Consider the following 25,088-nt stretch of genomic DNA (forward strand, 5'->3'; position numbering starts at 1 on the left):
CGCCGAAAGGCGGCCCTTTCTTTTTGCGCCCAGCTCCTGCGATGCCCGGGGGACCTCATTCGAGAGCCCAAATCCGTGCACAGAGCTCCCGTCCTCGCCGGCATGCCGCAAGCTTTCCAGGCGGCGTCACCGGTCGCTCACGGCTCGCATGGCGAGCCGCGCCCTCCGGTTTCGCGTGCGACCAGGCCGTTGCGGGCGCATGGCCCGCCGCCACTCCGCTGAGCGGGCTGTCCCGCCGCCCTCAACCGACGCGATGACGCTCTACGAAGCCGACGACATCCCCGCTCAACAACTGCGGGATGTTTTCCAACACCTTCTCAGCCGGCCAGTCCCACCAGCGGATGGCGAGTAGTTCGCGCACGAGCTCTTCGTCAAAGCGGAATTTGACCACCTGCGCCGGATTGCCGACCACGATAGCGTAGGGCGGAACATCCTTGCCCACGACGGCGTGGGCTCCGATGACCGCGCCGTCGCCCACCTTGACGCCTGCCATCAAGGTCGCGTGGCTGCCGATCCAGACGTCGTGCCCAACCACCACATCGCCCCGGCCGACGGCGAAATCGGTCACCGGCGGAGCCTCCCTCCAGCGCTCGAACGCAGGAAATGGGTACATGCTCACCCAATCCGGCCGATGATACCCGCCCAGGAAGATCTGGACGTTGTCGGCGATGGAGCCGTACTTCCCACAAATGAAGCGGTAGCCCTGTCGCCAGTACCGCAGCGTTGGAACCCCATACGTGTGGTCGCCAATGACCGCAGCGCCGTGCTGTATGAGGGCGCTTAGCGCGTCCTGGGTGTAGGTTGGTGCAGGCATCTGTTCCGGTTCTCCAAAGCGACGATCCCCCGCCGCCCCACTGCCAACAGGCTCCTTCGCGCCGATACGAAATCGGGCGGCGAAGCAAATGCTTCGCCGCCCGATCAAAGCGACACAGCCATGGAGAGCAAGGCTGACAAAGAACTGTAACTCATGCGCAGCTTCAAACAAAGCGGGTCGGACCTCGTGGCCCCGCAGCTAACGGATTTGTGAGCGCCTCCCCCCGACCGCCACAAGCCTCCGGGGCGCGTCCCAGCCCTCCGGCGCGGCCAAGCCCTATTCGAACAGGATGCCCGTGAGATCCATCAGGCGCGCGGCGTCGTCGGCATAAATCTCGCGAAGGAAGGCGACATCGCCCGCCGCCAGCCGGGTGCCGACATCTCGCCCGACATGCACCTCGCGAGGCTCGACCCGCCGGACGTGGTGATTGCCGAGGAAGGCGGCCACGCGAGTAAGCGCGGCGGAGGGGGCGGTGCGCAGGTCCTCGGCCTTCAGGACCAGCACCTGCTCGCGCGGAAAGAGATCCAACAGGCGAGCCATCTGCTCACCGTAGAAGCCCCTTTCCACATAGGAGAATTCGCGATGGACGCCCCATGGGGCGGCCTTGAACAGCCGGGTGCGACCTTCGCGGATGCACCACGAGAAAGGCCGGGTCTCGACCCCCCGGACCGTTTCCATCCGCCAATGGGACCAAGCCCGTTCGACCGGATCGCGCAGCATGACGATCAGCTTGATAACGGGGTTGTAGACCGAAATTCGCTCTAGGCTGCGCGGCCAGTAAAGGTAGATCGGCGTCGCCTCGCCGCGAATCGCCCCAGGCCTCCAGTCGAAATGCGCGTGGTAGGGGGCGTAGTCGGGGGCGTCCCAGTTCATGGTCTCGTCGTCGAAGAAATGGACCTCTTTGATGCCCGAGACCGCGTAGGCGGGATCTTCGGAAAGGAAGTCATGTAGCGCAGTGGTGCCGGCCTTCTGCGCGCCGACAACGATGAAGTCTATGCGCGCGTGCGCCATACGAGTCTCCGGGCTGGTCGCGCCTACGGCGCCACAATGCCTTGAATACACGGCTTCATCGGGTCGACGACACGCGATAAGAAGCGTGCGGTTCTGGATGAGCCAGAATCGAAAAGCAGACGTGGCCGAGCGCATCGCCGGCCGCGACCGGAGCGCGTCCATACATGAAGGTCGTCCTGCTGGCCGGCGGTCTCGGCACCCGGATTTCCGAGGAAAGTCACCTCAAGCCCAAGCCGATGATCGAGGTCGGCGGCCGGCCGATCCTGTGGCACATCATGAAGCTGTTCTCGCATTACGGCTTCAACGATTTCGTCGTGTGCCTTGGCTACAAGGGCTATGTGGTGAAGGAGTATTTCGCCAACTACGTCCTGCATAACGCCGACCTGACGGTGGACCTGGCCAAGGGCTCGGTCGAGTACCATGCCACCAACCATGAGCCGTGGCGCGTGACCCTGGTCGACACCGGGGCCGAGACCATGACCGGCGGCCGGATCAAGCGCGTCGCCGATTATCTGCCCAAGGACGAGCCCTTTTTCCTGACCTATGGCGACGGCGTCGCTGATATCGACATCGGCGCGCTGCTGGACTTCCACAAGGCGCACGGCCGCCAGGCCACCGTCAGCGCCGTCTCGCCGCCTGGACGCTTTGGCGCCTTGGAGATCGTCGAGGGCGCCGTGCAGCGCTTCATCGAGAAGCCGCCGGGCGACAACGGCCTGATCAACGGCGGGTTCTTCGTGCTGGAGCCTTCGGTAATCGACCGGATCGCCGATGATTCCACGGTCTGGGAACTGGAGCCGCTGGAGGGCTTGGCGCGCGAGGGCGAACTGATGGCCCGCCCGCACGACGGCTTCTGGGCGGCGATGGACACCCTGCGCGACAAGAACACGCTGGAAGCCCTCTGGGCGTCGGGCAAAGCCCCGTGGAAGCTCTGGAAATGACGCGGCCCAATCCCGCCTTCTGGTCGGGCAAACGGGTCCTGCTGACCGGGCACACGGGCTTCAAGGGCTCGTGGGCGGCGATGTGGCTGGCGCGAATGGGCGCACAAGTCACCGGGCTCGCCCTGCCGCCTGACCAGGAGCCGGCGCTGTTCGACCTGGCCGATGTCGCGCACGTGGTCGCTTCCAGTCGCTTCGTCGACCTGCGCGACGGCGAGGCCGTGGCGCGCGCGCTGAAAGGCGAGGCGTTCGACCTGGTGCTGCACATGGCGGCCCAGCCGATCGTACGGACTTCGATCGAGGATCCGGTCGCCACCTTCGCCGCCAACGTCATGGGCACGGCGCACCTGCTCCAGACCCTGCGCGGGCGGGCCGAGCTGCAGGCGGTCTTGGTTGTGACCTCGGACAAGGTCTACGCCAACAACGAGCAGGGCCGGGCCTTCCAGGAAGGCGACGCTCTGGGCGGCAAGGATCCCTATTCGGCCTCGAAAGCTGCGGCCGAGATCGTCACCCAGAGTTTCGCGCGCAGCTTCTTCGACAAGGCCGGCGTGCCGGTCGCGACCGCCCGCGGCGGCAATGTCATCGGCGGCGGCGACTTCTCGCGCGACCGGCTGGTCTCCGATATCGTCCGTGCCGGCCGCAGCCAGGGCCAGACGGTCCTGCGTCATCCGGAAGCGACGCGTCCCTGGCAACACGTGCTCGACTGCGTGGCGGGGTACCTCGTCTATCTCGAGCGGCTGGCGACCGACCCGGCCGCGCCCCGAGCCCTGAACTTTGGCCCCCGGCCGGGCGGCGCGGAGGTCACGGTCGGCGAACTCGCCACCCGCGCCACCGCCGCCCTGGGCGCCCAGCCCTGGCGCCACGAACCCGATCCTAATTCGATCGAGGCCCGCAGCCTCGGCATCGACGCCAGCCGCGCTCGGCAAGTCCTGGGCTTCGAGAGCCGGCTGGATGCGCCCGTCGCCGTCGACTGGACTATGGACTGGTACCGCGCCCAGGCCGAGGGCGGCGACGCCCTGAACCTCGTCCGCGACCAGATCACGCGTTACGAAAGCCTCCGATGACCGTTCCCGCTTGCCGCTTCTGCCGCGCGCCCCTGACCCAGACCTTCCTCGACCTGGGCAGACAGCCGCTGGCCAACTCGTACCTGACGCAGGCCCAGCTCGAAGCCGGGACGGAAGGCTTCTATCCGCTGCACACGCGCGTCTGCGGGACCTGCTTCCTGGTCCAGGCCGACGATCCTGTGGCCGCCGACGCCATCTTCGACGACGGCTACGCCTATTTTTCCGCCTACTCGGAAAGCTGGGTCGCCCACGCCAAGCGCTATGCGGAAGCGATGAGCGCCCGGTTCGCGCTGGGGCCGCAGTCGCTGGTGGTCGAGGTCGCCTCCAACGACGGCTATCTGCTGCAGCATTTCAAGGCCATGGGCGTGCCGGTATTGGGCGTCGAGCCCACGGCCAACACGGCGGAAGTCGCGATCAAGGAGCGCGGCATTCCCACCGAGGTGGCGTTCTTCAACGACGCCACCGGTCGGGCGCTGAAGGCCCGCGGCGTCGCCGCGGACCTGATGGCCGGCAACAACGTGCTGGCCCACGTGCCCGACATCGGCGACTTCGTGGCGGGCTTTCAGCACGTGCTCAAACCTGAAGGCGTGCTGACCTTCGAGTTCCCGCATCTGCTGAACCTGATCGAGAAGGTGCAGTTCGACACCATCTACCACGAGCACTACTCGTACCTGTCGCTGCTGGCGGTTGAGAAAGTACTTCGGGCCAATGGCCTACGGCCGTTCGACGTCGAACGACTCTCCACCCATGGCGGCTCCCTTCGTCTGTTCTGCGCCCATGATGCGTCGAGCCACGCCGAGACCCAGGCCCTGCGCGATCTGCGCGCTGACGAGGCCGCGGCCGACCTCGACAAGCCGGCGGGCTATGAGGGCTTCGCGGCGCGGGTCGAGGCGGTGCGGGCAAGCTTCCTGGCGTTCCTCGCCAAGGCCAAGGCGGAGGGCAAAACGGTCGCGGCCTACGGGGCGGCGGCCAAGGGCAACACCTTCCTGAACTATGCGGGCGTCACCGCGGCCGATATCGTGGCGGCGTTCGACGCCAATCCGCACAAGCAGGGCCGTTTCCTGCCCGGGGCCCATGTGCCGATCCACGCGCCGGCCAGGATCGCCGAAATCCGCCCGGACTACGTGGTCATCCTGCCCTGGAATCTGAAGGACGAGATCATGGGCCAGCTGGCCTACATCAAGGACTGGGGCGGCCAGTTCGTGATCGCCTCGCCGGACACCAGGATCGTCGGCTGATGCGGTTCACGGCGACGGAGATCGAGGACGTCGTCATCGTGGACATTGAGCCGGCGAGCGACGCGCGCGGCGCCTTCGCGCGGCTGCACTGCCCCGACGAGTTCGCCGCCGCTGGTCACCCGTTCGTCCCGCAGCAGACCAGCCTCTCGCGCAACCTCAAGGCCCATACCCTGCGCGGTTTGCACTACGAGGCGGCCCCGCATGAGGAGGCGAAGCTGGTGCGTGTGACGCGCGGCGCCATCTTCGACGTCGCCGTCGATCTGCGGCCTGCCAGCCCGACCTTCCGTCGATGGACGGGTACCGAGCTCACGGCCGAGAACGGCCGGGCCCTGCTGATCGGCAAGGGCATGGCCCACGGCTTCATCACCCTCGCCGACGACACCGACGTCCTCTACCAGATCGACCGCATCTTCGAGCCAGGCCACGGCCGTGGCCTGCGCTGGGACGACGCGGCTTTCGCGATCGCATGGCCTGCGCGGCCCACGGTGATTTCGGACCGGGATGCGACCTATCCGGACTTCACCGGCTGATGGCGAAGATCCTGCTCACCGGAGGAAGTTCGTTCAGCGGACTCTGGATCGCCGAAGCGCTTGCCGGCGCCGGTCATGAACTGGTCGCGGCGGTCACGCGTCCGACGACAGGTTATGATGGCCTGCGCGCTGAACGGATGGAGCGCCTGGCGAAGATCGCGCAGGTCGTCTACGCGGCGCCGGTGGCGTCCCCTGCCTTCCTCGAACTGGCTGGTGCGGGCCATGATGTGCTGGCCCACCATGCGGCCGACATCCCCAACTACCGCTCGGCGAGCTACGATCCGGTTGAAGGGTTCGTCCGCAACATCGCTGGCGTTCAAGCGGCGCTGGAAACCTTCGCCGGCGCGGGCGGCCAAGCCGTGATTGCGACTGGGACCGTCTTCGAGGGGGGCGAGGGTGGGGCTGGCGACAACCTCGCCGTCAGCCCATATGGCCTGTCCAAGTCGTTGACCAATGAAGCGGTGCGCCACATGGCGCGCTGGCGTGGGTTGCGTTTCGGCAAGTTCGTGGTCTCGGGGCCCTTCGGTCCGCTCGAAGAGGGCCGGATGGTCTGGTCGCTCATGCAGCGATGGTTCGAGCGCGAGGCCGGCGTGGTTCGCACGCCGCGGTACGTTCGCGACAACATACCGGTCACGCTGCTGGCGAGGGCCTATGCGGCGCTTGTCGAGGAGCTTCTGGACAGCGACAGTCCGGCGGAAAAGATCGCTCGCCCGTCGGGCGTCGTGGGTTCCCAGGAGGCCTTCGCACGACTCCTGGCGACGGAGCTTGGTCCCCGACTGGGACTGGCCTGTCAGTTGCAGATCCTGGCCCAGCCTGAGCTCGTCGAACCGCTCAGCAGGATCAACGACCAGTCATGGCTTGCGCCGGGCTGGGCTGACGACGGCTTCTGGGACGACTATGCGGCCTATTATCAAAGGGTGGCGGCCTCGGGTTTGCTGAGTGCGCCTGCGTGATCGGAGCGGTAATCCATGACCGCTTCGGCGATCATATCGAAGTAATCCGCCGCGAATTGCTTGATGTCGCCTAGCGGACTGGCTCTTAGCCGCGCCCGCATGCCACGCCGCAACTCACCAATTCGAGTCGGATTGGCGGCGAGCTTGCGCGCCACCTCCATATAATCCTCGACCGTGTCGGTGCAGAACTCACCTAGGCCGGCATTTTCAAGGACAGAATAACTCAGCCGCTCGAAGACGGCAGGCCCACGTTTGGCGATGACGGGAACGCCCATCCAAAGCGCTTCGCAGGTCGTCGTTCCCCCGGTCTGGGGGAATGCGTCCAACGAGATGTCCATATCGTTGTAGAAGGGGAGGTGGCGACCGCGAACCGCATTGAAGATTACGCGCTCGGCGGCCACGCCACGCGAGGCGAATATCTTGCGGATGTTTGCCTGAAACGTTGGCGAGTCGCCTTCCGGGCGGACGAACAGGAAGCGCGATCCTGGGGTCTCGGCGACGATCTGCGCCCAGGTTTGGAGAACCTTGCGGTTGTATTTGTAGGGATTGTTGGCCGTGCCGAAGGTTATGTAGCCGTTGCGGTCGACGGGCGGCTCTGGTGCGACCGCGGGCTCTTCGCGGAAGGCGCGCGCACCCATGGTGTACCAAGCCTTGGGCAGGACGAGCGGCTTTTCGATGAGGAGATTTGGATCCTCCGGAAGCAGATAGGGATCAACTACGAGATAGTCGATCGTGCTCGGGCCGGCGGAGTGGGGATAGCCAACCCAGCTGGCCGAGAGCGGCGCAGGTTTGAAGGCCATAACGCCCAACTTGTTCATATGGGTGGAGCCGCCCAATTCGAACAGGATGTCCAGCTGGTCGTCCGCGATCATCTGGGCCGCGTCGCGGTCGGATATGTCCTTGTTCCACCGAAAGGCGTCGACCCACTTTGTGATCGATTGCTGGGTGGGATCCTCCTGCCCCTGATAGAAGGAGTAGCAGTACACCTCGAAGCGCTCCCGATCGTAGTGTTCGAAGAGCGGCAGGGCGAAATAGGCCACCGGATGGGCCCGCAGGTCGGACGACATGAAGCCGACCCGGATCTTGCCGTTGGGCCTACGCGGCGGGGACGGGCGTATCGGATTGCGGGCCGCAGCGGCCTCGGCCTTACGACCCCAGATCCGATGCTGTTCGATAAGCTCGTAGCGGTCGGCCGGAGCTTCCACCCTGGCTAGATGGGCGAAGAGCGCCGTGTGGCGGCCAGCCTCGGCCCAGGTCCGCCCGATCTGAGAGAACGAGCCGAGCTTATCGATCCCGTCATAGTCGGCGACACGCGTCATCAACTCGTACGCGATCTTTAGATTGCCCGCTTCTGGCGGCATCTGCGGCAGCACAGCCTGCAGGATACCGTAGGCTTCTTCCAGATTTGCCGCTTCGTCGCCATGGCGTGACCGCCCAAGGCTTTCGGCCAGCAGCACGCGATATCTCGGTTCGTGAGGCGCAAGCTCGACGGCCTTGCGGAGGTACTCGTTCGCGCGAACCCGATCGTAGTCGGTAATGTTGTTGCCCAGTTGATAATAGAGGTTTGCTTGGTCGGGGTTGGCTTCGATCGCCTGGAGTAGGAGTTGCTCTGCGCGCCGTGTTTCTCCCGCGCGCCGGAGTGCGATCGCCTGGGCTTCGGTGAGGCGGACATCGGCTGGGTTCGCCGCGAGGGCCTGAGCAAGCAGCTCGTTTGAGGCCTCGAGGCCGTGGAGTTCGTGGGCCAGGCTGACGATGTCGAGCCAGGCGTCCACAAGCTGGGGCTTCAATTTCGTCGCGAGCTTGAACCGTGTCTCGGCCTTCTCGAGGTCTCCGGCGAACCAGAACGCCCGGCCTAGAGCGCGCTGAAGGTCGCCATCCGCGGGAGATTGCCGCACCAATTTGGTGAAGGCGTCGATGGCCGCGGGATTCTTGATATCGTTGTAGACGTTTCCAAGGTTGTTCAGAATGGAACGATCCTTGGGCGCTAGGCGGCTGGCCCGGCTCAAGATCTCAAGAGCCTCCGCATGGCGTCCCAGGCGTCGCAGCGCAACGCCGCGGACGTTCATCAACTCGGCATCGCGTGGATAGATCTCCAGTCCCCGCGCGCTCCAAGTCTCGGTCCGGTCGTAGAGCTTCCGCCGGACCAACATCGTCGCATAGTTCCGATAGACCGACGCGGGCGCTTTCGGATCCTCCGTCAGCAGGCGCTCGATGATCGCCGCCCCATCTTCGAAATTGCCGGCCTTGAGGGCCGCTTCGGCGGGGGCGAATCTGTCGAGCGACATCGAGGCTTCCTGTTGCGCGGTCGCCGTAGGCGATCGGCGCGCAATCTAGTCAGAGCCCTGGGCGGCGCCAACTATGGCGCGCTTATCCGTCGCGGAAACGCCACTTGAGGCCGAGGATCACCGCCGACAGCGCCAGACAGACGGTGTTCGCCGCCATGACCGGCCAGGACCTGGTCAGCACGCCATAGGCGATCCAGAGCGAAAAGCCGGTCACCGTCACCACGTACATCCGCAGACTGATGGAGGAGGCGTCCCGCTCGCGCCAGATCTTCACGATCTGGGGGGTGAAGCTGGCCATCGAGCAGAGGGCCGCGGCGGTTCCGATGAGGTCGGGCAGGGAGAGCGCCATGGCCAGCAGAACGGCTCTGCAAGGCCGAGGTTGCAGGTCGGCCAAAGGGCGCGGAGCCCGTGGCTCCGCGCCCCTGCGTGTCCTGCCGGCTAGGGAAGGATCAGCGCGGTTTGTAGATGCGGTCGAAGACTCCGCCGTCGCCGAAATGCAAGGCCTGAGCCTTCTTCCAGCCGCCGAAGGTGTCGTCGATGGTGACGAGCGGGATCTTCGGGAACTTCTTGGCCCACTTGGCCGCGGCCTCCGGATTGCGCGGGCGGTAGTGGTTCTTGCCGATCAGGTCCTGGGCGAGCGGGCTGTACAGGAAGTTGAGATAGCCCTCGGCGATGGTGCGGGTCTTCTTGCGGTCGACGACCTTGTCGACGATCGCTACCGGCGGCTCGGCCAGGATCGAGACCGACGGATAGACGATGTCGACCTTGCCGGGGCCCAACTCCTCGATCGCCAGGTAGGCTTCGTTCTCCCACGACAACAGCACGTCGCCGATGCCGCGCTGGACGAAGGTGGTGGTCGAGCCGCGGGCGCCGGTGTCGAGCACCGGTACGTGCTTGTAGAGCTCGGTGATGAAGGCCTCGGCCTTGGCGGCGTTGCCGCCCGGCTGGCGCAGGGCCCAGGCCCAGGCGGCCAGGTAGTTCCAGCGCGCGCCGCCCGAGGTCTTCGGGTTCGGCGTGATCACGTCGATCCCCGGCTTGATGAGGTCGCCCCAGTCCTTGATCTTCCAGGGGTTGCCCTTGCGGACCAGGAACACGATGGTCGAGGTGTAGGGGGTCGAGTTGTTGGGCAGGCGCGATTGCCAGTTGGCCGGCAACAGCTTGGCCTTGGCGGCGATTTCGTCGATGTCGCTGGCGAGCGCCAGGGTGACGACGTCGGCCTGCAGGCCATCGATCACCGAGCGGGCCTGCTTGCCCGATCCGCCGTGGCTCTGCTGGATGACGATGTCCTGGCCGACCTTGTCCTTCCAGTACTTGGCGTAGGCGGCGTTGATGTCCTTGTACAGTTCCCGCGTCGGGTCGTAGCTGACGTTCAGCAGGGTGACGGCCTTGCCCTGGGCGGCGGCGGGGCCGGCCAGCAGGGCGGGGGCGGCGGCGGCGGCCACGCCGGCGGTCCCGGCGGCGAGCACGCCGCGGCGGGACGGGTCTTGTCGGTTCTGGCTCATGGTCGAGGTCCCGTTTTCGTTCGAGAGTGAGGGGCGAGGCGGAGCCCGCGGCCGCTGCGGCGCCGCCTCGCCGAAGGATCAGAAGGCGTACTGGGTGCGCAGGGAGTAGATCTTGAAGTCCTGCCCGATCTGCGCGCCGGCCGGCGGGGTCAGCGCCCCGGCGCCGAAGACCGTGCCGCCGGGCGACAGGCGATCGACGGAGACGTCCTGATAGGCCGCCTGAAGACGCAGCACGTTGTTGACGTACCAGTTGAGACCCAAGGTGAAGATCTCCTGTTCGCCGCCGCGGATCGCCGAAGCCGCCGGCGCCGTGCCGGGCGCGCCCGCGAGGTAGTTCAGGTCCAGCTTGGAATAACGCAGGCCGAGCTCCCAGGCTCCCCACTGACCTTTCTTCAGATCGAAGGGCTTGGCGGGGCGCGGGGCGTCGAAGGTGCCGGCGCTGTAGCGGCGCGGTTCGCCGGTGATGGTCCAGGCGCCCTGGACGTACCAGCCGGAAAAGTCGGGATCGCTCAGCGCGCCCTTACGGTCGACCTTGATGTCGAAGTATTCAGTCTGGACGTAGAGGTTCTTCCACTGGGCGCCGAACTCGCCGCCCCAGACGGTCACGCCATCGGCGTCGATATTGCCGGTGTCGACCAGACGCGCGCCATCGACGCGGATTTCCGGCCGGTCGCGCAGGCGCACCGCGGTGACGGCCGGCGCGCCGGCCACGTCCGGGCCGCTGGCGGCCGGATTGAACACGATCGAGGTGTTCACCCCGACGTGAATCAGGGCGTCGTCACGGCGGAAAGGCACATAGGTCAGGCGGCCGACGAACGCGGTCTGCTCGTCGTAGGTCGAGGTCCCGATGAGATTGCCGGTGATGGCCGCCGTGCCGGTCCAGTTGTCGCCGCTGGCCAGCAGGGCGACCGCGGTGCGGCCGTCGCCGGCGGCGATGCTGCGCACCGTTTCCGACGGGGAGGCGCGCTCGACGAACAGCGAGCCGTTGGTGGAGACCGCTTCCTCAAGGCCTGACGGCGGCGAGAAGGCGCCGACCCGCAGCTTCAGGTTTGCGACGGGGAAGCCGTACTGCACCCAGGCGGCGCTGATCTTGCCGGCTTCTTCCGTGCCCGAACCGCCGAAGTCGTAGAGGAAGTTGTAGTCGAACGCGCCGAAAGCCTTGCCTTCGATCCCGAGGCGGGCGCGGCGGAAGTTTGCGCCGTCCGACAGGTCGCGGGCGTGGTCGGCTTCCGCCGCGTCGCCGAACGAGCCGCGGCGGAAGTCCGTGCCGAGAGGGCCGGCGGCGGCCTGGTCGTAATAGGCCGCGTCGAGCTGGAACACGCCGCGGAACGAGGCGGTGAAATTGCCGTCGGCGGTGGCGATGGTCGGTCGGCCGTTCGCCAGCGATACGGTCGTCGCCGTCGCTTCCTTGCGCACGTCGGCGATGTTGTTGGCGGTCGAGGTCTTGAGGTCGGCGAGCTGCGCTTGCAGCGCCTGGAGTTGTTCCTCAAGCGCCTTGATGCGCGCGTCAGTCGCCTCGTCGGCCATGGCCATACCCGGCCACGCAAAGGCGAGCGCAGCCGCGCCGCTCACGAGTTTGGTTTTCCACGTCATGTGGTTCTTGCCCCTCTTTGTGTTGGAGTTCGTCTCAAACTCGACGGCTTAAAGGCCCGATAATTCCTATCGGTAAAATCGAGTTTGACTTCAAGCGGTCGCAGATTTCCTGACAGCGCGACATCAAGTCGGCCATTCCCTTGGGTCCCTGTCATTGGGGTGACATAAGGGTCGGGCTTCGTTTGGTTTTGTGATCCAGGATCGATTCGCCTTGGCGCTGCCGCCTTCGCCTCATACGCCGCCGGCATGGCTTGGCCCCGTGAGCCCGGTGCTGGTCGCGGGGGGCGCGGGCGTCGTGGCCATAATCGGCTTTGCGCTTCTGACGGGTGCGGACGTTCGAGCGGCGTCATGGATGCTGCTGGTGGTGGCCGGCGTCACAGGCCTCGCCGCCTGGCATGTGGCCGAGCGGGTCGGCGCGGTGGCGCCCCAGGCGGCGCTGGGCGAAGGCCCGGCGCACGAGGATGCGCCGCCCTACGCCAGCCTCATCAACGCCTTGCCCGATCCCGTGCTGGTGGTCGCCGCCCATGAGCCCGATGACCTCACAGGGCGGCGTTTCGTGCTGGTTAATTCGGCCGCCCGCGAAACCCTCCGTGTACAATATGACGCAGGCCTTCTCGTGACCGTCGTGCGCGACCCGGACGTGCTCGAGGCGGTCGACGAGGCGCTGTTCGGCGGGCTCGAGGCCGAGGCCGTCTACGAGATGGGCGGCGCCCAGGAGCGAGTGATGCGTGCGATCGCCAAGCCGCTCGGCTCGGCGCCCGACGGCGCCAAGCTTGCCCTGCTGGTGCTGCGCGACGAGACCGATATCCGCCGGGCCGAACGCACACGTGCCGACTTCCTGGCCAACGCCAGCCACGAGCTGCGCACGCCGCTCGCCTCACTCTCCGGGTTCATCGAGACCCTGCGCGGTCACGCACGGGACGACGCCGGGGCGCGCGAGAAGTTCCTGTCGATCATGCAGGCCCAGGCCGAACGGATGTCGCGCCTGATCGACGATCTGCTGTCGCTTAGCCGGATCGAGCTTAACGAGCACATCGCCCCGCACGGCGAGGTGGATCTGGTGATGGCGATCCTGGACGTCATCGACTCGCTGGGCCCGCTGGCCCGCGACCGTGGCGTGCGCATCGAGCCGGTCGACCTGCCGCCGCGCGGCGAGGTGCTGGTGGCCGGCGACCGCGATCAGGTCATCCAGGTGATCCAGAACCTCGTCGATAACGCCGTGAAGTACACCCCTTCCGGCCAGGCGGTCCGCATCGGCCTGCGGCCCGACGTGTCGCAGACGGAAGCCTCCACGCCGGCCGACCCGCGCGCGGCCCGCTTCTCGCTGCTGACGCCCGACCGCGCCGCCGACCGCTATGCCGCGATCCGCGTCGCCGACGCCGGCGTCGGCCTGGCGCGCGAGCACCTGCCGCGGCTGACCGAGCGCTTCTATCGGGTGGAGGGGCAGAAGAGCGGCGAGCGGTCCGGCACAGGCCTCGGCCTCGCCATCGTCAAGCACATCGTCAACCGCCATCGCGGCGGCCTGGCGGTCGAGAGCGTCCAGGGCGAGGGGGCGACCTTCACGGCCTACTTCCCCCTCGTCCGCGCCGAAGCCTAGAACTTCACTGACAGCGACGCGCCGTAGGTCCTCGGCTGGCCAGGGAAGCGGACCACGACGTTCGCGTTACTGCTGACCGCGGTCCAGTAGTACTCGTCCGTCAGGTTGCGGCCCCAGACCGACAACTCCCAGCGGTCGTCCAGGGCGTGGACGCCCAGGCTGGCGCCCAACAGGCCATAGTCCTTGATCTCGAAGCGCGGATCGCCTTCCAGGTCGGCGTGCGACTTCGACTGGTAGCGGCCGGTCACCGCCGCCTGGAAGCCAAGGCTGTCCGTCAGATCGCGGCTGTAGAGCATGGTCAGGCCGCCCTGGAACTTCGGGCTGTAGAGGAACGGCTTGCCGTCGAAGTCGGCCGGCTTTCCGGCCGCGTTGACGCCTGTGTAGCCCTTGACCTCGGTATGCAGGAGAGTCGCTGAACCGATGAAGGTCAGGGCCTGCGTCGCCCGCCAGGTGATTTCGCCGTCGAGGCCGTAGGCTTCTGAGCTCGGCACGTTCTGCAGGCGCGACAGCGCGGTGTAGATCGGGTCGGCGAAATAGACGCTGAGCTGCTTGTCCTCGTAGTCGTAGTAGAAGGCGCTGAGATTGGCCTGGATGCGGCGGTCGAACAGCCCGGCCTTCACCCCCACCTCGTAGGCGGTCAGCAGCTCCTGCTTGGCTGGTGCGTTCTGGGTCGAGATGTTGGCGGCGTTGATCGGCGTGGCCCCAGCCTTGGCGCCGCGCGAGATCGAGCCGAACACCAGCACGTTGTCGGCCGGCGTCCAGTCCAGGCCCAGCCGCCAGGCGACGTTGTCCTCGTCCAGGGTCGAGATCACCGGCCCGAACTTGCGGGTGGCGGGGTCGAAGGTGACGCAGCCGCCGCGACTGATCTCCGAGACCAGGCCGTAGGCGGCGAAGAACAGCGCCCGGTTCACCACGTTGACATTGGGCAGCATGCTGCCGTCGACGTCTCGCGAGCAGCCCTCGTACTCCTGCTTGTCCTGGGTGTATCGGATGCCGGCGGTCAGCTTGAACGCCTCGCTCACCCGATACTCGCCGTTGGCGAACAGGCTCCAGGTGTTGGTCTCGATCCGCCCGATGTCCTGATAGGTACGGAACGCCTGGGAGAGTTGTTGGGCGGTGTAGCCGCCGCTGTTGAAGGGCGTGCCGAGCAGGGTCTGGCCGACCGTGCGCACCAGGGTCACGTTGGCGTTCTGTCCCAGCAGGGTGCGATTGCTGTCGAGGATGCGGTCGCGGGCGATGTAGCCGCCGACCAGCCAGAAGGTCTTCTCGCCCGCGCCTTCCAGGTGCAGTTCCTCGGCGATGGATTCGATGTCGCCGCGCGCGTGCTGGATCAGGATCTCGTAGGGCGCGCCGCTCCAGTCGAACTTCGCGTTGCGCTTGAGCTTGTTGTAGCTGGTCAGCGAGATCAGCCGTGTGTCGCCGCCGAGGTCCCAGGCCACGCGCACCTTGCCGGCATAGAAGTCGTTATCCTCGCGCAGCGGCCCGTCGATGCCCGCGCCGATGCCGATATTGGCCGCCCGCACCGACAGCGGCGCCCAGTCGGCCTGGCTCGCGTCTGTGGGCGGATTGGCGGCGATATAGGCGGCGAGGCCCGGGGCGTTGAACGGGCTGCCGGCAGTGGCGGGCGTGAAGCCGATCCCCTGGGCGGCCACCGTGTCGCTCTGATTCTTCCAGGCGGTCAGCGAGATGTCGATGTCGACGCTGTCGCTGGGTTGGATCGCCAGCGAGCCGCGCAGGCCGTAGCGGTCGACCTTGCCCTGGCGCTCGCCGCGCGAGCGGCTGACCTGCCAGCCCTCGTCGCTGTTCTCGACGCGGAAGGCCACTCGGCCCTGGATGCGCTCTGCGAGCGGTCCGCTGACATAGCCTTCGAAGTTCAGGGTCTTGTAGTTGCCGACCTCGGCGGTCAGCCCGGCCTGCAAGTCTTCGGTCGGCTTGCGGGTCACGAAGTCGATCAGGCCGGCGGTGGTGTTGCGGCCATAGAGCGTACCCTGCGGCCCCTTAAGCACCTCGACCCGCTCCAGATCGAAGATCGGCCCGGTGTTCATCATCGGATAGGCGTAGGCGACCTCGTCGGTATAGGTGCCGACGGTCGAGGTGGCCGACATGTTGATGGTGTTGAAGCCGATTCCTCGCAGTGTGTAGGTCGGCACCCCCTGATAGCTCTGCGAGACCGTGAAGCTGGGTGCGAAGGTGGTCAGGTCCTTGGCGTCGGTGACGTGCAGCCGCTCCAGCGTCTCGCCGCGGATGGCCTGGATGCCCATGCCGACCGTGTTGGCTGTCTCTTCCCGCCGCTGGGCGGTGACGACGATGGTTTCGACCTCGGTGGTCGCGCCGCTCGACTGAGCCGCCACGGGCGTCGCCGCCAGCATGGCCGCGGCCGATGCGCCCAGCACTAGGACGCCGCGCAGATTGCCCGACATGGTGTCTTCCTCCCTTCGCCGCGCGCTGTTTTCCGCGTGCGTGCGCCTATCCTGGCCGGAGCGTGCGGGGATAGGGGAGCGCCGCCTAGCTGACGGAAATGATAGGGGCCGCGGCGGCAGGGGCCGCAGTCGTAATGAAACTGTCACGGAACTGTCGCGGAGGGACAGCATAAGGCGGGCAACTTCCGGCCCGGGCGGGGGAGGGGCTTTGAAGGCCTCGGTCTCGCGCTCGCGCAACGGCATGGACCTCCGATGCTCACCTGGATCGCCTTGACGGCGCTGCTTCTGTTCTCCCTCGCCACCTACATGGCCGGCCGTCGCCGCGCCGTGGCGGCCGCGGGCGGCAGACCTGCGCAACTCCACTCTCTTCCCGGCTACTACGGCAGCTACGCGGCCCTCTGGGTCGGCGTACCCGCCGCGCTGCTCATCCTGCTCTTCGCCATGTTCGGCGGCCGGCTGGAGGCGGGCCTGCTCCGCACCGACCAGCCCGCGGCGGTGCAGCAGCTCACCGCGCCCCAACAGGATGTCTTTTATGACGACGCCCGCGCCATTTCCCGCGGCGGCACGCCCAGCGAGACCGTCTATGACGGCGCGCTGAAGACCGCGCTGGACGCCAAGGTCGTCAAGTCCAAGCAGATCAACAGCCTGATCGAATACGGCTCGATCGCCTTGGGCGCCATCGTCGCCCTGGTGGGCGCCTTCATCGCCTATCCGCGCATCTCGCCGCAGTTCCGGGCCCGCAACAGGGTCGAGGGCTGGGTCGCCGGTCTCTTCATCGCCTGTTCGGTGACGGCCATCCTGACCACGGTCGGCATCGTCGCCTCGCTGGTCTGGGAAAGCTGGCGGTTCTTCCAAGCCGTGCCGATCCACGAGTTCCTGTTCGGGACCGAATGGAACCCGCAGATCGCCATGCGCGCCGACCAGTTCGCCGGCGCCGGCGCCTTCGGCGCCGTGCCGCTGTTCGTCGGCACTTTCCTGGTCATGGTGATCGCCATGCTGGTGGCGGCCCCGATCGGGCTCTACTCGGCCATCTACCTCTCGGAATACGCCGGCAAGACGACCCGCGCGGTGGTCAAGCCGCTGCTGGAGATCCTCGCGGGCGTCCCGACCGTGGTCTACGGCTTCTTTGCGGCCCTGACGGTCGGCCCGCTGTTCCGCGCCTTCTTCAACTGGATCGGCGCCCAGCTGGCCGGCGGCGCGATGGACGGTCTCGCCCAGTACCTGATGCAGGTGCAGAACCAGATGGCGCTGGTGGCCGGGGCGGTGATGGGGATCATGCTGATCCCCTTCGTTTCCTCGCTCAGCGACGACATCATCAACGCCGTGCCGCAATCGCTGCGCGACGGGTCGCTGGCCATGGGCGCGACGCGCTCGGAGACGGTGAAGAAGGTCGTCCTGCCCGCCGCCTTGCCGGGCATCATGGCCGCCCTGCTGCTGGCGGTCTCCCGCGCGGTCGGCGAGACCATGATCGTCACCATGGCCGCCGGCCTCCAGGCCAAGACCACGCTCAACCCCCTCGATACGGTCACGACCGTCACGGTCCAGATCGTCACCCTGCTCACCGGCGACCAGGAGTTCGACAGTCCCAAGACGCTGTCGGCCTTCGGCCTGGGCCTCACCCTGTTCGTGGTGACCCTCGGCCTCAACATCATCGCCCTGCGCATCGTCCAGAAATACCGGGAACAGTATGACTGACGCCGCCATCCCCGCCGCCGCGAGCGGCGCCAGCCTTCGCCAGGCCGTCGAAGCCCGGCTGAAAGAACGCCACGCCCAGGAGATGCGCTTCCGTCTCTACGGACGCATGGCCATCGTCATCGCCCTCTCGTTCCTGGCCATCCTGATCGGCCGGATCGTCCACCAGGGCTACACGACCTTCGTCGACTACCAGATCAGCGTGCCGGTGAAGCTGGACGCCAGCCGCATCGACGCGGCCGATCCGGCCGGCGCCAACTACGACCTGATGGTCGCCGAGTCCGTGCTCGCGAAGCTTGGCGAGACCGACGACGAGTTCGGCGGCAAGTCCGGCAAGGTCATGGAGCTGATGTCCAACGACCTCGGCTTCCAGCTCCTGAAGATGGTGCGCGAAGACCCCTCGCTGATCGGCAAGACCATCACCGTCACCGGCCCGCTGAAGTCCGACGCAGCGCTCTACTTCAAGGGCGAGATCAAGCGCGCCACGCCGGAAGGCGAGCGCAAGCTGGACAACCAGCAGCTCGACTGGATGGACAAGCTGAAGGCGTCCGGCGCCGTCACCTCGGGCTTCAACATCGGCTTCCTGACCCGGTCGGACTCGACCGAGCCGGAACAGGCCGGCGTGCTGGGCGCCATCGTCGGCTCGCTGATGATGCTGCTGGTCACCGCGGTCCTGGCGATCCCGATCGGCGTGCTCGCCGCAACCTATCTGGAAGAGTTCGCGCGCAAGAACCGCTGGACCGACCTGATCGAGGTGAACATCAACAACCTCGCGGCCGTGCCCTCGATCGTCTACGGCCTGCTGGGCCTGGCGGTGTTCATCAACTGGCTGGCCGTGCCGCGCTCCTCGCCGCTGGTCGGCGGTCTGGTGCTGGCCTTGATGGCGCTGCCCACCGTGATCATCGCCACCCGCTCGGCGCTGAAGGCGGTGCCGCCGTCGATCCGCGAAGCCGCTCTCGGGGTCGGCGCCTCGCGCACCCAGACGGTCTTCCACCATGTCCTGCCGCTGGCCATGCCCGGCGTCATGACCGGCTCCATCCTGTCCCTGGCTCACGCCCTGGGCGAAACCGCGCCGCTGCTGATGATCGGCATGGTGTCGTTCGTGCCCGGCGTGCCCGAGGGGTTCACCGGTGCAGCCACCGTGCTGCCCGTCCAGGTGTTCATCTGGGAGAACGCGTCCGAACGCGGCTTCCATGAGCGCACCGCCGCGGCCATCATCGTGCTGCTGGTGTTCATGATCATCATGAACCTGGCCGCGATCCTGCTGCGGCGCCGCTTCGAGCGGCGGTGGTGACGCCGATGCGCCAGTTGCTTTCGAGGTTTTCCATGCCCAGCCAGCGAGATGACGCCATGGCTCACGACACCACCGCTCCGGTCCACATCGCCGTCGACCGTCCCCACGCCACGCCGACCAACGCGCCGGTGAAGATCCGCGCCCGCGACGTCAGCGTCTTCTACGGCGAGAAGCAGGCGCTGTTCGACGTCGCGCTCGACGTGCCCGAGAACTCGGTCACCGCGCTGATCGGCCCGTCGGGCTGTGGCAAGTCGACCTTCCTGCGCTCGATCAACCGGATGAACGACACCATCCCGGGCGCCCGCGTCACCGGCCGCATCGAGCTGGACGGCGAGGACGTCAACGACCGCTCCATCGACCCGGTGGTGCTGCGCGCCCGCGTCGGCATGGTGTTCCAGAAGCCGAACCCCTTCCCGAAGACCATCTTCGAGAACGTCGCCTACGGCCCGCGCATCCACGGCACCGCTTCGTCCAAGAGCGAGCTGGAGGGGATCGTCGAATCCTCGCTGAAGCGCGCCGGCCTGTGGGCCGAGGTCGCCGACCGCCTGCACCAGCCCGGCACGGGCCTGTCCGGCGGCCAGCAGCAGCGCCTGGTCATCGCGCGGGCCATCGCCGTCTCGCCGGAAGTGATCCTGATGGACGAGCCCTGCTCGGCCCTCGACCCGATCGCCACCGCCCGGATCGAGGAGCTGATCGACGAACTGCGCAACCAGTACTGCATCGTGATCGTGACGCACTCGATGGCCCAGGCCGCGCGCGTCTCGCAGAAGACCGCGTTCTTCCACCTGGGCAAGCTGGTCGAGGCCGGCCCCACCAGCGAGATCTTCACGAACCCGCGCGACAGCCGCACCCAGGACTACATCACCGGCCGGTTCGGCTGAGGGACCTTCCATGAACGAGCACATCGTCAAATCCTACGAAGACGAGCTGAACACGCTCACGGCCGACTGCGCCCGCATGGGCGGCATCACCGAAGCCCAGGTCCACGACGCCTTGGACGCGGTGGTGAAGCGCGACCAGGCCATGGCCGAGGCCGTGGTGGCCCGCGACGAGCGGCTGGACAGCCTGGAAGCCGATATCGAGCGCAAGGCCATCCGCCTGATCGCCCTGCGCCAGCCGATGGCCAACGATCTGCGCAAGACCGTTGCGGCGATGAAGATTGCGTCCAACCTCGAGCGCTGCGGCGACCTGGCCAAGAACATCGCCAAGCGCACCATGATCCTCAACGAGGCCGAGCCGATCAGCCCGCTGACCCGCTCGATCGAGCGCATGGGCCGCCTGGTGCTGGGCCGGCTGAAGGACGTGCTGGACGCCTATACCGGCTCGGACCTCGACCGGGCTCTGGCCGTCTGGTCGCGCGACGACGAGGTGGACGAGCATTACAACAGCCTGTTCCGCGAACTCCTGACCTACATGATGGGCGACCCGCGCACGATCACCGCCTGCGCCCACCTGCTGTTCGTGGCCAAGAACCTCGAGCGCATCGGCGACCACGCGACCAACATCGCCGAGATCATCCACTACGAAATCACCGGCGAGGAGATGATCTCCGCCGACCGGCCGAAGACCGACGCCCTGCAGGCTTGAAGCCGCCTGCCGTTCGTTGAAGGAGCTGCCGTAAGTTGACCCCCTTTATTCTCGTGGTCGAGGACGAGGACGCCCTCTCGACCCTCCTGCAGTACAACCTCGACAAGGAAGGCTACGACGTGGTCGTGGCCGCCGATGGCGAGGAAGCCCTGACGCTGGTCTCCGAGCGACTGCCGGACATCATCATCCTCGACTGGATGCTGCCCAAGATCTCGGGCATCGAGGTCTGCCGGCGCCTGCGCCAGCGCTCGGAAAGCCGCAACGTGCCGATCATCATGCTCACCGCGCGCGGCGAGGAGAGCGATCGGATCCGCGGCCTGGACACCGGCGCCGACGACTACATCGTCAAGCCCTTCGCCATGAGCGAACTGTCGGCCCGCATCCGCGCGGTGCTGCGCCGCATCCGGCCGGGTCTCGCCGAAGACCGCGTCCACATCGGCGACTTGACCATCGACCGCGTCGCCCACCGGGTGAAGCGTGCGGGTAAGGAGATTCATCTCGGCCCCACCGAGTTCCGCCTGCTCGACTATCTGATGCAGCATCCGGGCCGGGTGTTCAGCCGCGAACAGCTGCTGGACGCGGTCTGGGGCTCGGACGTCTATGTCGAGGCCCGCACGGTCGACGTCCATGTCGGGCGCCTGCGCAAGGCCCTGAACCGCGACGAGGCCATGGCCGATCCGATCCGCACCGTCCGCTCGGCCGGCTATTCGCTGGATATGGACGCCTAGCGCCGCCCAACGCGCCCGTTCTCATGTGTCATCCCGGACGCCGCGCAGCGGCTGTCCGGGATCCATGAACACCTGATCGCTCAAGCTAGGGCTCGGCCTCACCCCATTTCTCCGAGACGGTGCGAATTGGTCCTGGTCTTGCTCCGCAAACCGGGATGACGCCGGGAAATCGAACCTAGGCCTCTTCGCGCTTGTAGATCGACCGCTTCGGCCGCTCCAGAACACGCCGCACCATCGGCTCGAACGCCTCCAGCGGCATGGACGTGAACTTCGGGTCGAAGCTGTTCTGGTCGTACAGGTGGCAGAACTGGGCGGTGTATTCGAAGTCCGGATGGCCGCGGAACTGCTCGCGCATGTCGCGGTCAAGCCCCAGGTGATGGAAGAAATAGTAGCCCTGGAAGATGCCGTGCTTGTCGAGCATCCAGTGGTTCTGTTCCGACACATAGGGCTTCAGGATCACCGCCCCGATCTCGGCATGGTTGGCCGGGCCCAGCAGGTCGCCGATGTCGTGCAGCAGGGCGCAGACCACGTATTCCTCGTCGCGGCCGTCCTGGAACGCGCGGGTCGCCGTCTGCAGCGAGTGCTCCAGCCGGTCGACCGGATAGCCTCCGAAGTCGCCGCCCAGCATCTTCAGGTGCGACAGCAGCCGGTCGGGAAGCTCGCGATTGAACGGGCCCGCCGCGCGCATGATGGCCATCCAGTCGTCCTGGGTGCCCTCGGTCATGGCGGTGAACTTCGCCTGGGCCTGGATTTCGCCGTCGGCCATCGCAACCTCCCTCAAACGCTTGTTTTGCGCATCGTGCGGCCGGCGTCGTCGAAGGTCAACGCGCCTGCCCGTTTGGCGCGCGGATGGGCGTTTCGTGGGCCGCCCCGCTGGCCTCCCAAGCGGCAGGGCGGGGCGGGCCAGGCCGTAGGATTACGCGCTGCGCGGCGTTCAGACCTGGGGCAGGCTGATCCCAAAGACGGGGTCGGGCGAAGGCGGCCTTCTCATGCCCATCTTCTATGTACTGGTTCCGGACGATCTGGCCGACCGCTTTGCGAGCTATGCGGCCGCCCATGGCGGTCGGTCGGCCGCCGTGCGCAAGTTGATCTCGGACGTCGCCGAGCGGCCCTGCGCCCAGGTGGTCGCGCTGTTGCCGCCGGGCCGCCGGCGGCGCCTGACCGTGGGCCTTGCAGACGTCGATCTGGCCATCGTCTCGGCCGCAGCTGCAGAGCGGGGCCTTTCGCCCAATGCGTGGGTCTCGGCGCTGGTGCGCCGGCGCCTGACCGATCGGCCCTGTTTCAACCGCGAGGGCGAGCGCGAGCTGGCCGCGATCCAGCTCCATCTGCGACGGATCTGCGCGGCCCTGGCGCAGATCGCTCGAGAGGCGCCCGGCGCAGGGCTGCCGGCGAGCGAGCGCCAGGCCCTGGAGCATCTTCGCCATGACTTGCGCGATCAGCTTGCGGGGCTGCGCGCGGCCCTGGCGGGCAATCTCGAAGACTGGCGGGTGGACTGGTGAGCGGTACCTGGTCGCCGCGCGGCTTTCAGGAGGCGTGGGGCCAGCGGCCCGGGCCGGCGAGGACGCCGCCCGAGGTCTTGCCGTCCGGAGCGCGCAACAGCGGCCGCGCACGGCTTGAACGGCTGGTGACGCGGGCGCCCGAGGTGGTGATCAAGATCAGCGGGCGCATCCACGGCCGCGCTCAGCTCAAGGCCCATATCGACTACATTTCCCGCAACGGCCAACTCGACTTAGAGGACGACCAGGGATGGGCTCTGAAGGGATCGGCGGAGCAAGGCGAGCGGGTCGCCGACTGGGCGGCGGAGGCGCAGATCGATCGCCGTCGCAACGCGCGCTCGCCGCTGGGCCACAGCCTGGTGCTGTCGATGCCGGGCGGCGTCGAGGCGGCCCCGGTGCACGACGCCGCCCGGGCCTTCGCGCGCGACACCTTCGGCGAGCGGCACGAATATGTCTTGGTGCTGCACACCGACAGCGGCCATCCGCATGTCCACATGGTGGTCAGAAGCCACGGCCTGGAGCGGCAGAGGTTCAATCCAGGGCGCGGGGAGCTTCAGGCCTGGCGCGAGGCGTTCGCGGCGCGCCTGCGCGAGCGCGGGGTCGAGGCGCAGGCCACCTGGCGTTTCGAGCGGGGCGTCACCCGACGGCGCGAGCCTCTGGCCTTGCTCAAGTTGGAGGCGCGGCGCGCGGCCGGGGAGGCTGCGCGGTCGTGGACCTGGGAGGGGGCCCTGCACGAGGCGGCTCTGGCGGCGTTCTCCAAGGATACCGGGAGCCGGCCCTGGGAGGGGGCGATCCTCAATCGCCAGACGCGCGTCAGAAGCGACTATCTGGCGGCGGCCAGCCAGCTTGCGGCCTCACCGAACGTTTCGGACCAAGTCCTTGGAGAGCAGCTCAAGGCCTTTGTTCTTGAGATGCCCGCGCCGGACACGCGCCGTCTGGCGCTTGCGCGCCAACTGCGCCGTCTTCATGACGACGTCAGCCCGTCCCCGAGCGTGGCCCAGACGCCGGACCTCGCCGCCCGCTCTCACCTGGCGGTGGTTGAAGCCGTGCTGACCGCGACGATCGTCGATCCGGCTCTGCGCGAAGAGGCCCTGGCCGCCGCGCGGCGGCGCATCGCCTATTGGTTGGAGCGCGGAGCCAGCTTCACTACCGCCCGGGTCAAGCCCGACGCCCGCGACAAGGACAGGTCCCACTAAAGTGCTGCCGAGCGGGCCAGTTCGGCCAGCCGCTCGCGCGAGACCGCCTCGACGAGGTCGCGCAAGGCCGCGGCCTGCGTCGCCAAGGCCTCCAGGTCCTCAGACCCGATCTCGTAGCTGGTCGAATAACGCGCCTCGACATAGGCCCGCTTGAGCAGTTCGAACCGTCGGCGGTCCAGCCGGCTCTCCCGCGGCCAGGCCGCAATCAGCCGCGGCTCGCCCTGCTCAGCCAGCGAGCGCAGGAACTTGATGTTGTGCGACCTCGGAAAATACAGTGTCCGCACCAGCAGGAAGCAGGCATAGGCGGTCTCGACGGCTTGGTGCAGGTTGAAGGCTGCTTTCTTCGACCAGCTTGGATCCGCCTGCATCTCCGCACGCGCAATGTCGGCCAGCTTGAGCCATTGGCTCAACGAGCGCGAGTGCTCTTCAAAATACCCCTGCGCCAGCGCGTAGGCATCCTTCGGCGTCGGCGGCGCAGGCATGGCCAGCGGGTGGTTCGGCAGCTCGTAGAGCACCACCCCGTCGCGGGCGATGTCGGTGAAGAAGTACTGCCCCTTAGAGAGCGCTTCGTTCACCTCCTGCATCGTGTGGACGATGATGTTGACCGTGCGGCCCACCTGCGGATCGCGCAGGATCTTGTCCTCGGCCACGTACCAGTAGTCGGCGATGTCGGTCAGCTTCTCGTGGCTGACGATGATCAAGAGATCGTAGTCCGACTGATAGCCGTTCTGCGGCTCGTCCACCCAATCGTTGCGGGCATAGCTGCCGAACAGGATGATCTTCAGCACCCGCCCCTGCCGACGGAACGGCTGGGTGCCGCCGGCCACCGCCGCCTCGAACTCGGCCAGCAGGGTCTGCGTCACCCGCTCGAGTTCGCGCTGCTGCAGGGCCGGAAGATGATCGAGGTCAGTTCTCATTCCGTTCGAGTCTCGCCAATCGTCCACCCTCTTGGCAAGTCCTATCGACGGTTGCGCGACAGCCGGGCGTTGAGAACATGCTTGAGGCACGCGCCGGCGCCTTTGGCCCGAAGGCTTGGACATCCGCGCCGGCCGCCCGACCAGGACGCAGACTTGCAGCGTCAACACCGCCCCGTCTACCGCCCGCTATCGCGATGACCGGGTTGGGCTCATAGCGGTCGATCACGGCGCCGCTC

22 protein-coding genes are annotated in these 25,088 nt (G+C 67.0%); 13 read left to right on the top strand and 9 right to left on the bottom strand.

Going from position 1 to position 25,088, the window contains the following annotated elements; translation table 11 throughout:
* Positions 1-241: 241 nt before the first annotated feature.
* Together ACE3T2_RS15265 and ACE3T2_RS15270 are read right to left on the bottom strand one after the other, a co-directional pair.
* Positions 242-814: a CatB-related O-acetyltransferase gene (locus ACE3T2_RS15265; RefSeq protein ID WP_374658812.1), complete on the bottom strand. Its 573-nt coding sequence runs from the start codon at positions 812-814 to the stop codon at positions 242-244.
* A 276-nt stretch (positions 815-1,090) separates the two neighbouring features.
* Positions 1,091-1,825: a sulfotransferase domain-containing protein gene (locus ACE3T2_RS15270; protein WP_374658814.1), complete on the bottom strand. Its 735-nt coding sequence runs from the start codon at positions 1,823-1,825 to the stop codon at positions 1,091-1,093.
* Positions 1,826-1,989: 164 nt separating this feature from the next.
* On the opposite strand from ACE3T2_RS15270, the gene rfbF reads away from it, so the two are divergent.
* From rfbF to ACE3T2_RS15295, 5 genes are read left to right on the top strand one after another with little or no spacing between them, the layout of a single operon-like run.
* On the top strand, positions 1,990-2,763 hold the full coding sequence (gene rfbF / locus ACE3T2_RS15275) for a glucose-1-phosphate cytidylyltransferase (protein WP_374658816.1): 774 nt from the start codon (positions 1,990-1,992) through the stop codon (positions 2,761-2,763).
* Positions 2,745-3,824, top strand: coding sequence for a CDP-glucose 4,6-dehydratase (rfbG, locus tag ACE3T2_RS15280; protein WP_374658818.1), 1,080 nt, complete (start codon positions 2,745-2,747; stop codon positions 3,822-3,824). The genes rfbF and rfbG overlap by 19 nt, the downstream gene beginning before the upstream one ends.
* Positions 3,821-5,062 (top strand): methyltransferase domain-containing protein, encoded by a 1,242-nt coding sequence (locus ACE3T2_RS15285; protein WP_374658820.1) that lies wholly within the window; start codon positions 3,821-3,823, stop codon positions 5,060-5,062. Before rfbG ends, ACE3T2_RS15285 begins: the two co-directional genes overlap by 4 nt.
* Positions 5,062-5,592, top strand: a complete 531-nt coding sequence (locus ACE3T2_RS15290; RefSeq protein WP_374658822.1) for a dTDP-4-dehydrorhamnose 3,5-epimerase family protein — start codon at positions 5,062-5,064, stop codon at positions 5,590-5,592. Before ACE3T2_RS15285 ends, ACE3T2_RS15290 begins: the two co-directional genes overlap by 1 nt.
* Positions 5,592-6,545, top strand: a complete 954-nt coding sequence (locus ACE3T2_RS15295; protein WP_374658824.1) for an NAD-dependent epimerase/dehydratase family protein — start codon at positions 5,592-5,594, stop codon at positions 6,543-6,545. Before ACE3T2_RS15290 ends, ACE3T2_RS15295 begins: the two co-directional genes overlap by 1 nt.
* Here ACE3T2_RS15295 and ACE3T2_RS15300 read toward each other — a convergent pair.
* The 4 genes from ACE3T2_RS15300 to ACE3T2_RS15315 all read right to left on the bottom strand — a co-directional run bounded on the left by ACE3T2_RS15300 (position 6,503) and on the right by ACE3T2_RS15315 (position 11,925).
* Complete coding sequence (locus tag ACE3T2_RS15300; RefSeq protein WP_374658826.1) at positions 6,503-8,830, bottom strand: tetratricopeptide repeat protein; 2,328 nt, start codon at positions 8,828-8,830, stop codon at positions 6,503-6,505. The genes ACE3T2_RS15295 and ACE3T2_RS15300 overlap by 43 nt on opposite strands.
* A gap of 82 nt (positions 8,831-8,912) precedes the next feature.
* Positions 8,913-9,179 carry a SemiSWEET family sugar transporter gene (locus ACE3T2_RS15305; protein ID WP_374658828.1) on the bottom strand — a complete coding sequence of 89 codons (267 nt, stop codon included), beginning with the start codon at positions 9,177-9,179 and terminating at the stop codon, positions 8,913-8,915.
* Positions 9,180-9,279: 100 nt separating this feature from the next.
* A complete protein-coding gene (locus tag ACE3T2_RS15310; RefSeq protein WP_374658830.1) occupies positions 9,280-10,332 on the bottom strand; it encodes a sulfate ABC transporter substrate-binding protein in 1,053 nt (350 codons plus the stop codon).
* A 78-nt stretch (positions 10,333-10,410) separates the two neighbouring features.
* Complete coding sequence (locus ACE3T2_RS15315; RefSeq protein WP_374658832.1) at positions 10,411-11,925, bottom strand: OprO/OprP family phosphate-selective porin; 1,515 nt, start codon at positions 11,923-11,925, stop codon at positions 10,411-10,413.
* Positions 11,926-12,184: 259 nt separating this feature from the next.
* Here ACE3T2_RS15315 and ACE3T2_RS15320 point away from each other — a divergent pair, with 259 nt between their 5' ends.
* Complete coding sequence (locus ACE3T2_RS15320) at positions 12,185-13,522, top strand: ATP-binding protein (protein ID WP_374658834.1); 1,338 nt, start codon at positions 12,185-12,187, stop codon at positions 13,520-13,522.
* On the opposite strand, the gene ACE3T2_RS15325 is transcribed toward ACE3T2_RS15320, so the two are convergent.
* On the bottom strand, positions 13,519-15,942 hold the full coding sequence (locus ACE3T2_RS15325; RefSeq protein WP_374658836.1) for a TonB-dependent receptor: 2,424 nt from the start codon (positions 15,940-15,942) through the stop codon (positions 13,519-13,521). The genes ACE3T2_RS15320 and ACE3T2_RS15325 overlap by 4 nt on opposite strands.
* Before the next feature lie 252 nt (positions 15,943-16,194).
* Between ACE3T2_RS15325 and pstC the strand changes: the two genes are divergently transcribed.
* The 5 genes from pstC to phoB are packed head-to-tail and all read left to right on the top strand — an operon-like array spanning position 16,195 to position 21,243.
* Positions 16,195-17,637, top strand: coding sequence for a phosphate ABC transporter permease subunit PstC (gene pstC / locus ACE3T2_RS15330; protein ID WP_374658838.1), 1,443 nt, complete (start codon positions 16,195-16,197; stop codon positions 17,635-17,637).
* Positions 17,630-18,928 (top strand): phosphate ABC transporter permease PstA, encoded by a 1,299-nt coding sequence (pstA, locus tag ACE3T2_RS15335; protein WP_374658840.1) that lies wholly within the window; start codon positions 17,630-17,632, stop codon positions 18,926-18,928. Before pstC ends, pstA begins: the two co-directional genes overlap by 8 nt.
* A 32-nt stretch (positions 18,929-18,960) precedes the next feature.
* The gene (gene pstB, locus ACE3T2_RS15340) at positions 18,961-19,809 is read left to right on the top strand and encodes a phosphate ABC transporter ATP-binding protein PstB (RefSeq protein WP_374658842.1); all 849 of its coding nucleotides are present in this window, start codon (positions 18,961-18,963) and stop codon (positions 19,807-19,809) included.
* Between the two features lie 10 nt (positions 19,810-19,819).
* Positions 19,820-20,515 (top strand): phosphate signaling complex protein PhoU, encoded by a 696-nt coding sequence (gene phoU, locus ACE3T2_RS15345; protein ID WP_374658844.1) that lies wholly within the window; start codon positions 19,820-19,822, stop codon positions 20,513-20,515.
* Between the two features lie 35 nt (positions 20,516-20,550).
* Positions 20,551-21,243: a phosphate regulon transcriptional regulator PhoB gene (gene phoB, locus ACE3T2_RS15350; RefSeq protein ID WP_374658846.1), complete on the top strand. Its 693-nt coding sequence runs from the start codon at positions 20,551-20,553 to the stop codon at positions 21,241-21,243.
* 175 nt (positions 21,244-21,418) lie between these two features.
* Here phoB and ACE3T2_RS15355 read toward each other — a convergent pair whose 3' ends face one another.
* On the bottom strand, positions 21,419-22,009 hold the full coding sequence (locus ACE3T2_RS15355) for an HD domain-containing protein (RefSeq protein WP_374658848.1): 591 nt from the start codon (positions 22,007-22,009) through the stop codon (positions 21,419-21,421).
* A gap of 223 nt (positions 22,010-22,232) precedes the next feature.
* Between ACE3T2_RS15355 and ACE3T2_RS15360 the strand changes: the two genes are divergently transcribed.
* Together ACE3T2_RS15360 and ACE3T2_RS15365 are read left to right on the top strand one after the other, a co-directional pair.
* Positions 22,233-22,742 (top strand): hypothetical protein, encoded by a 510-nt coding sequence (locus tag ACE3T2_RS15360; protein ID WP_374658850.1) that lies wholly within the window; start codon positions 22,233-22,235, stop codon positions 22,740-22,742.
* Positions 22,739-23,935, top strand: coding sequence for a relaxase/mobilization nuclease domain-containing protein (locus ACE3T2_RS15365; protein WP_374658852.1), 1,197 nt, complete (start codon positions 22,739-22,741; stop codon positions 23,933-23,935). The genes ACE3T2_RS15360 and ACE3T2_RS15365 overlap by 4 nt, the downstream gene beginning before the upstream one ends.
* Here the strand turns inward: ACE3T2_RS15365 and ACE3T2_RS15370 are convergent.
* Positions 23,932-24,852, bottom strand: a complete 921-nt coding sequence (locus ACE3T2_RS15370) for a HEPN domain-containing protein (RefSeq protein WP_374658854.1) — start codon at positions 24,850-24,852, stop codon at positions 23,932-23,934. The two genes, ACE3T2_RS15365 and ACE3T2_RS15370, sit on opposite strands and share 4 nt — an antisense overlap.
* Positions 24,853-25,088 lie beyond the last annotated feature (236 nt).

Origin of the sequence: Phenylobacterium sp. (assembly GCF_041919955.1) — a bacterium.
In the GTDB taxonomy this organism is placed as follows: domain Bacteria; phylum Pseudomonadota; class Alphaproteobacteria; order Caulobacterales; family Caulobacteraceae; genus Phenylobacterium.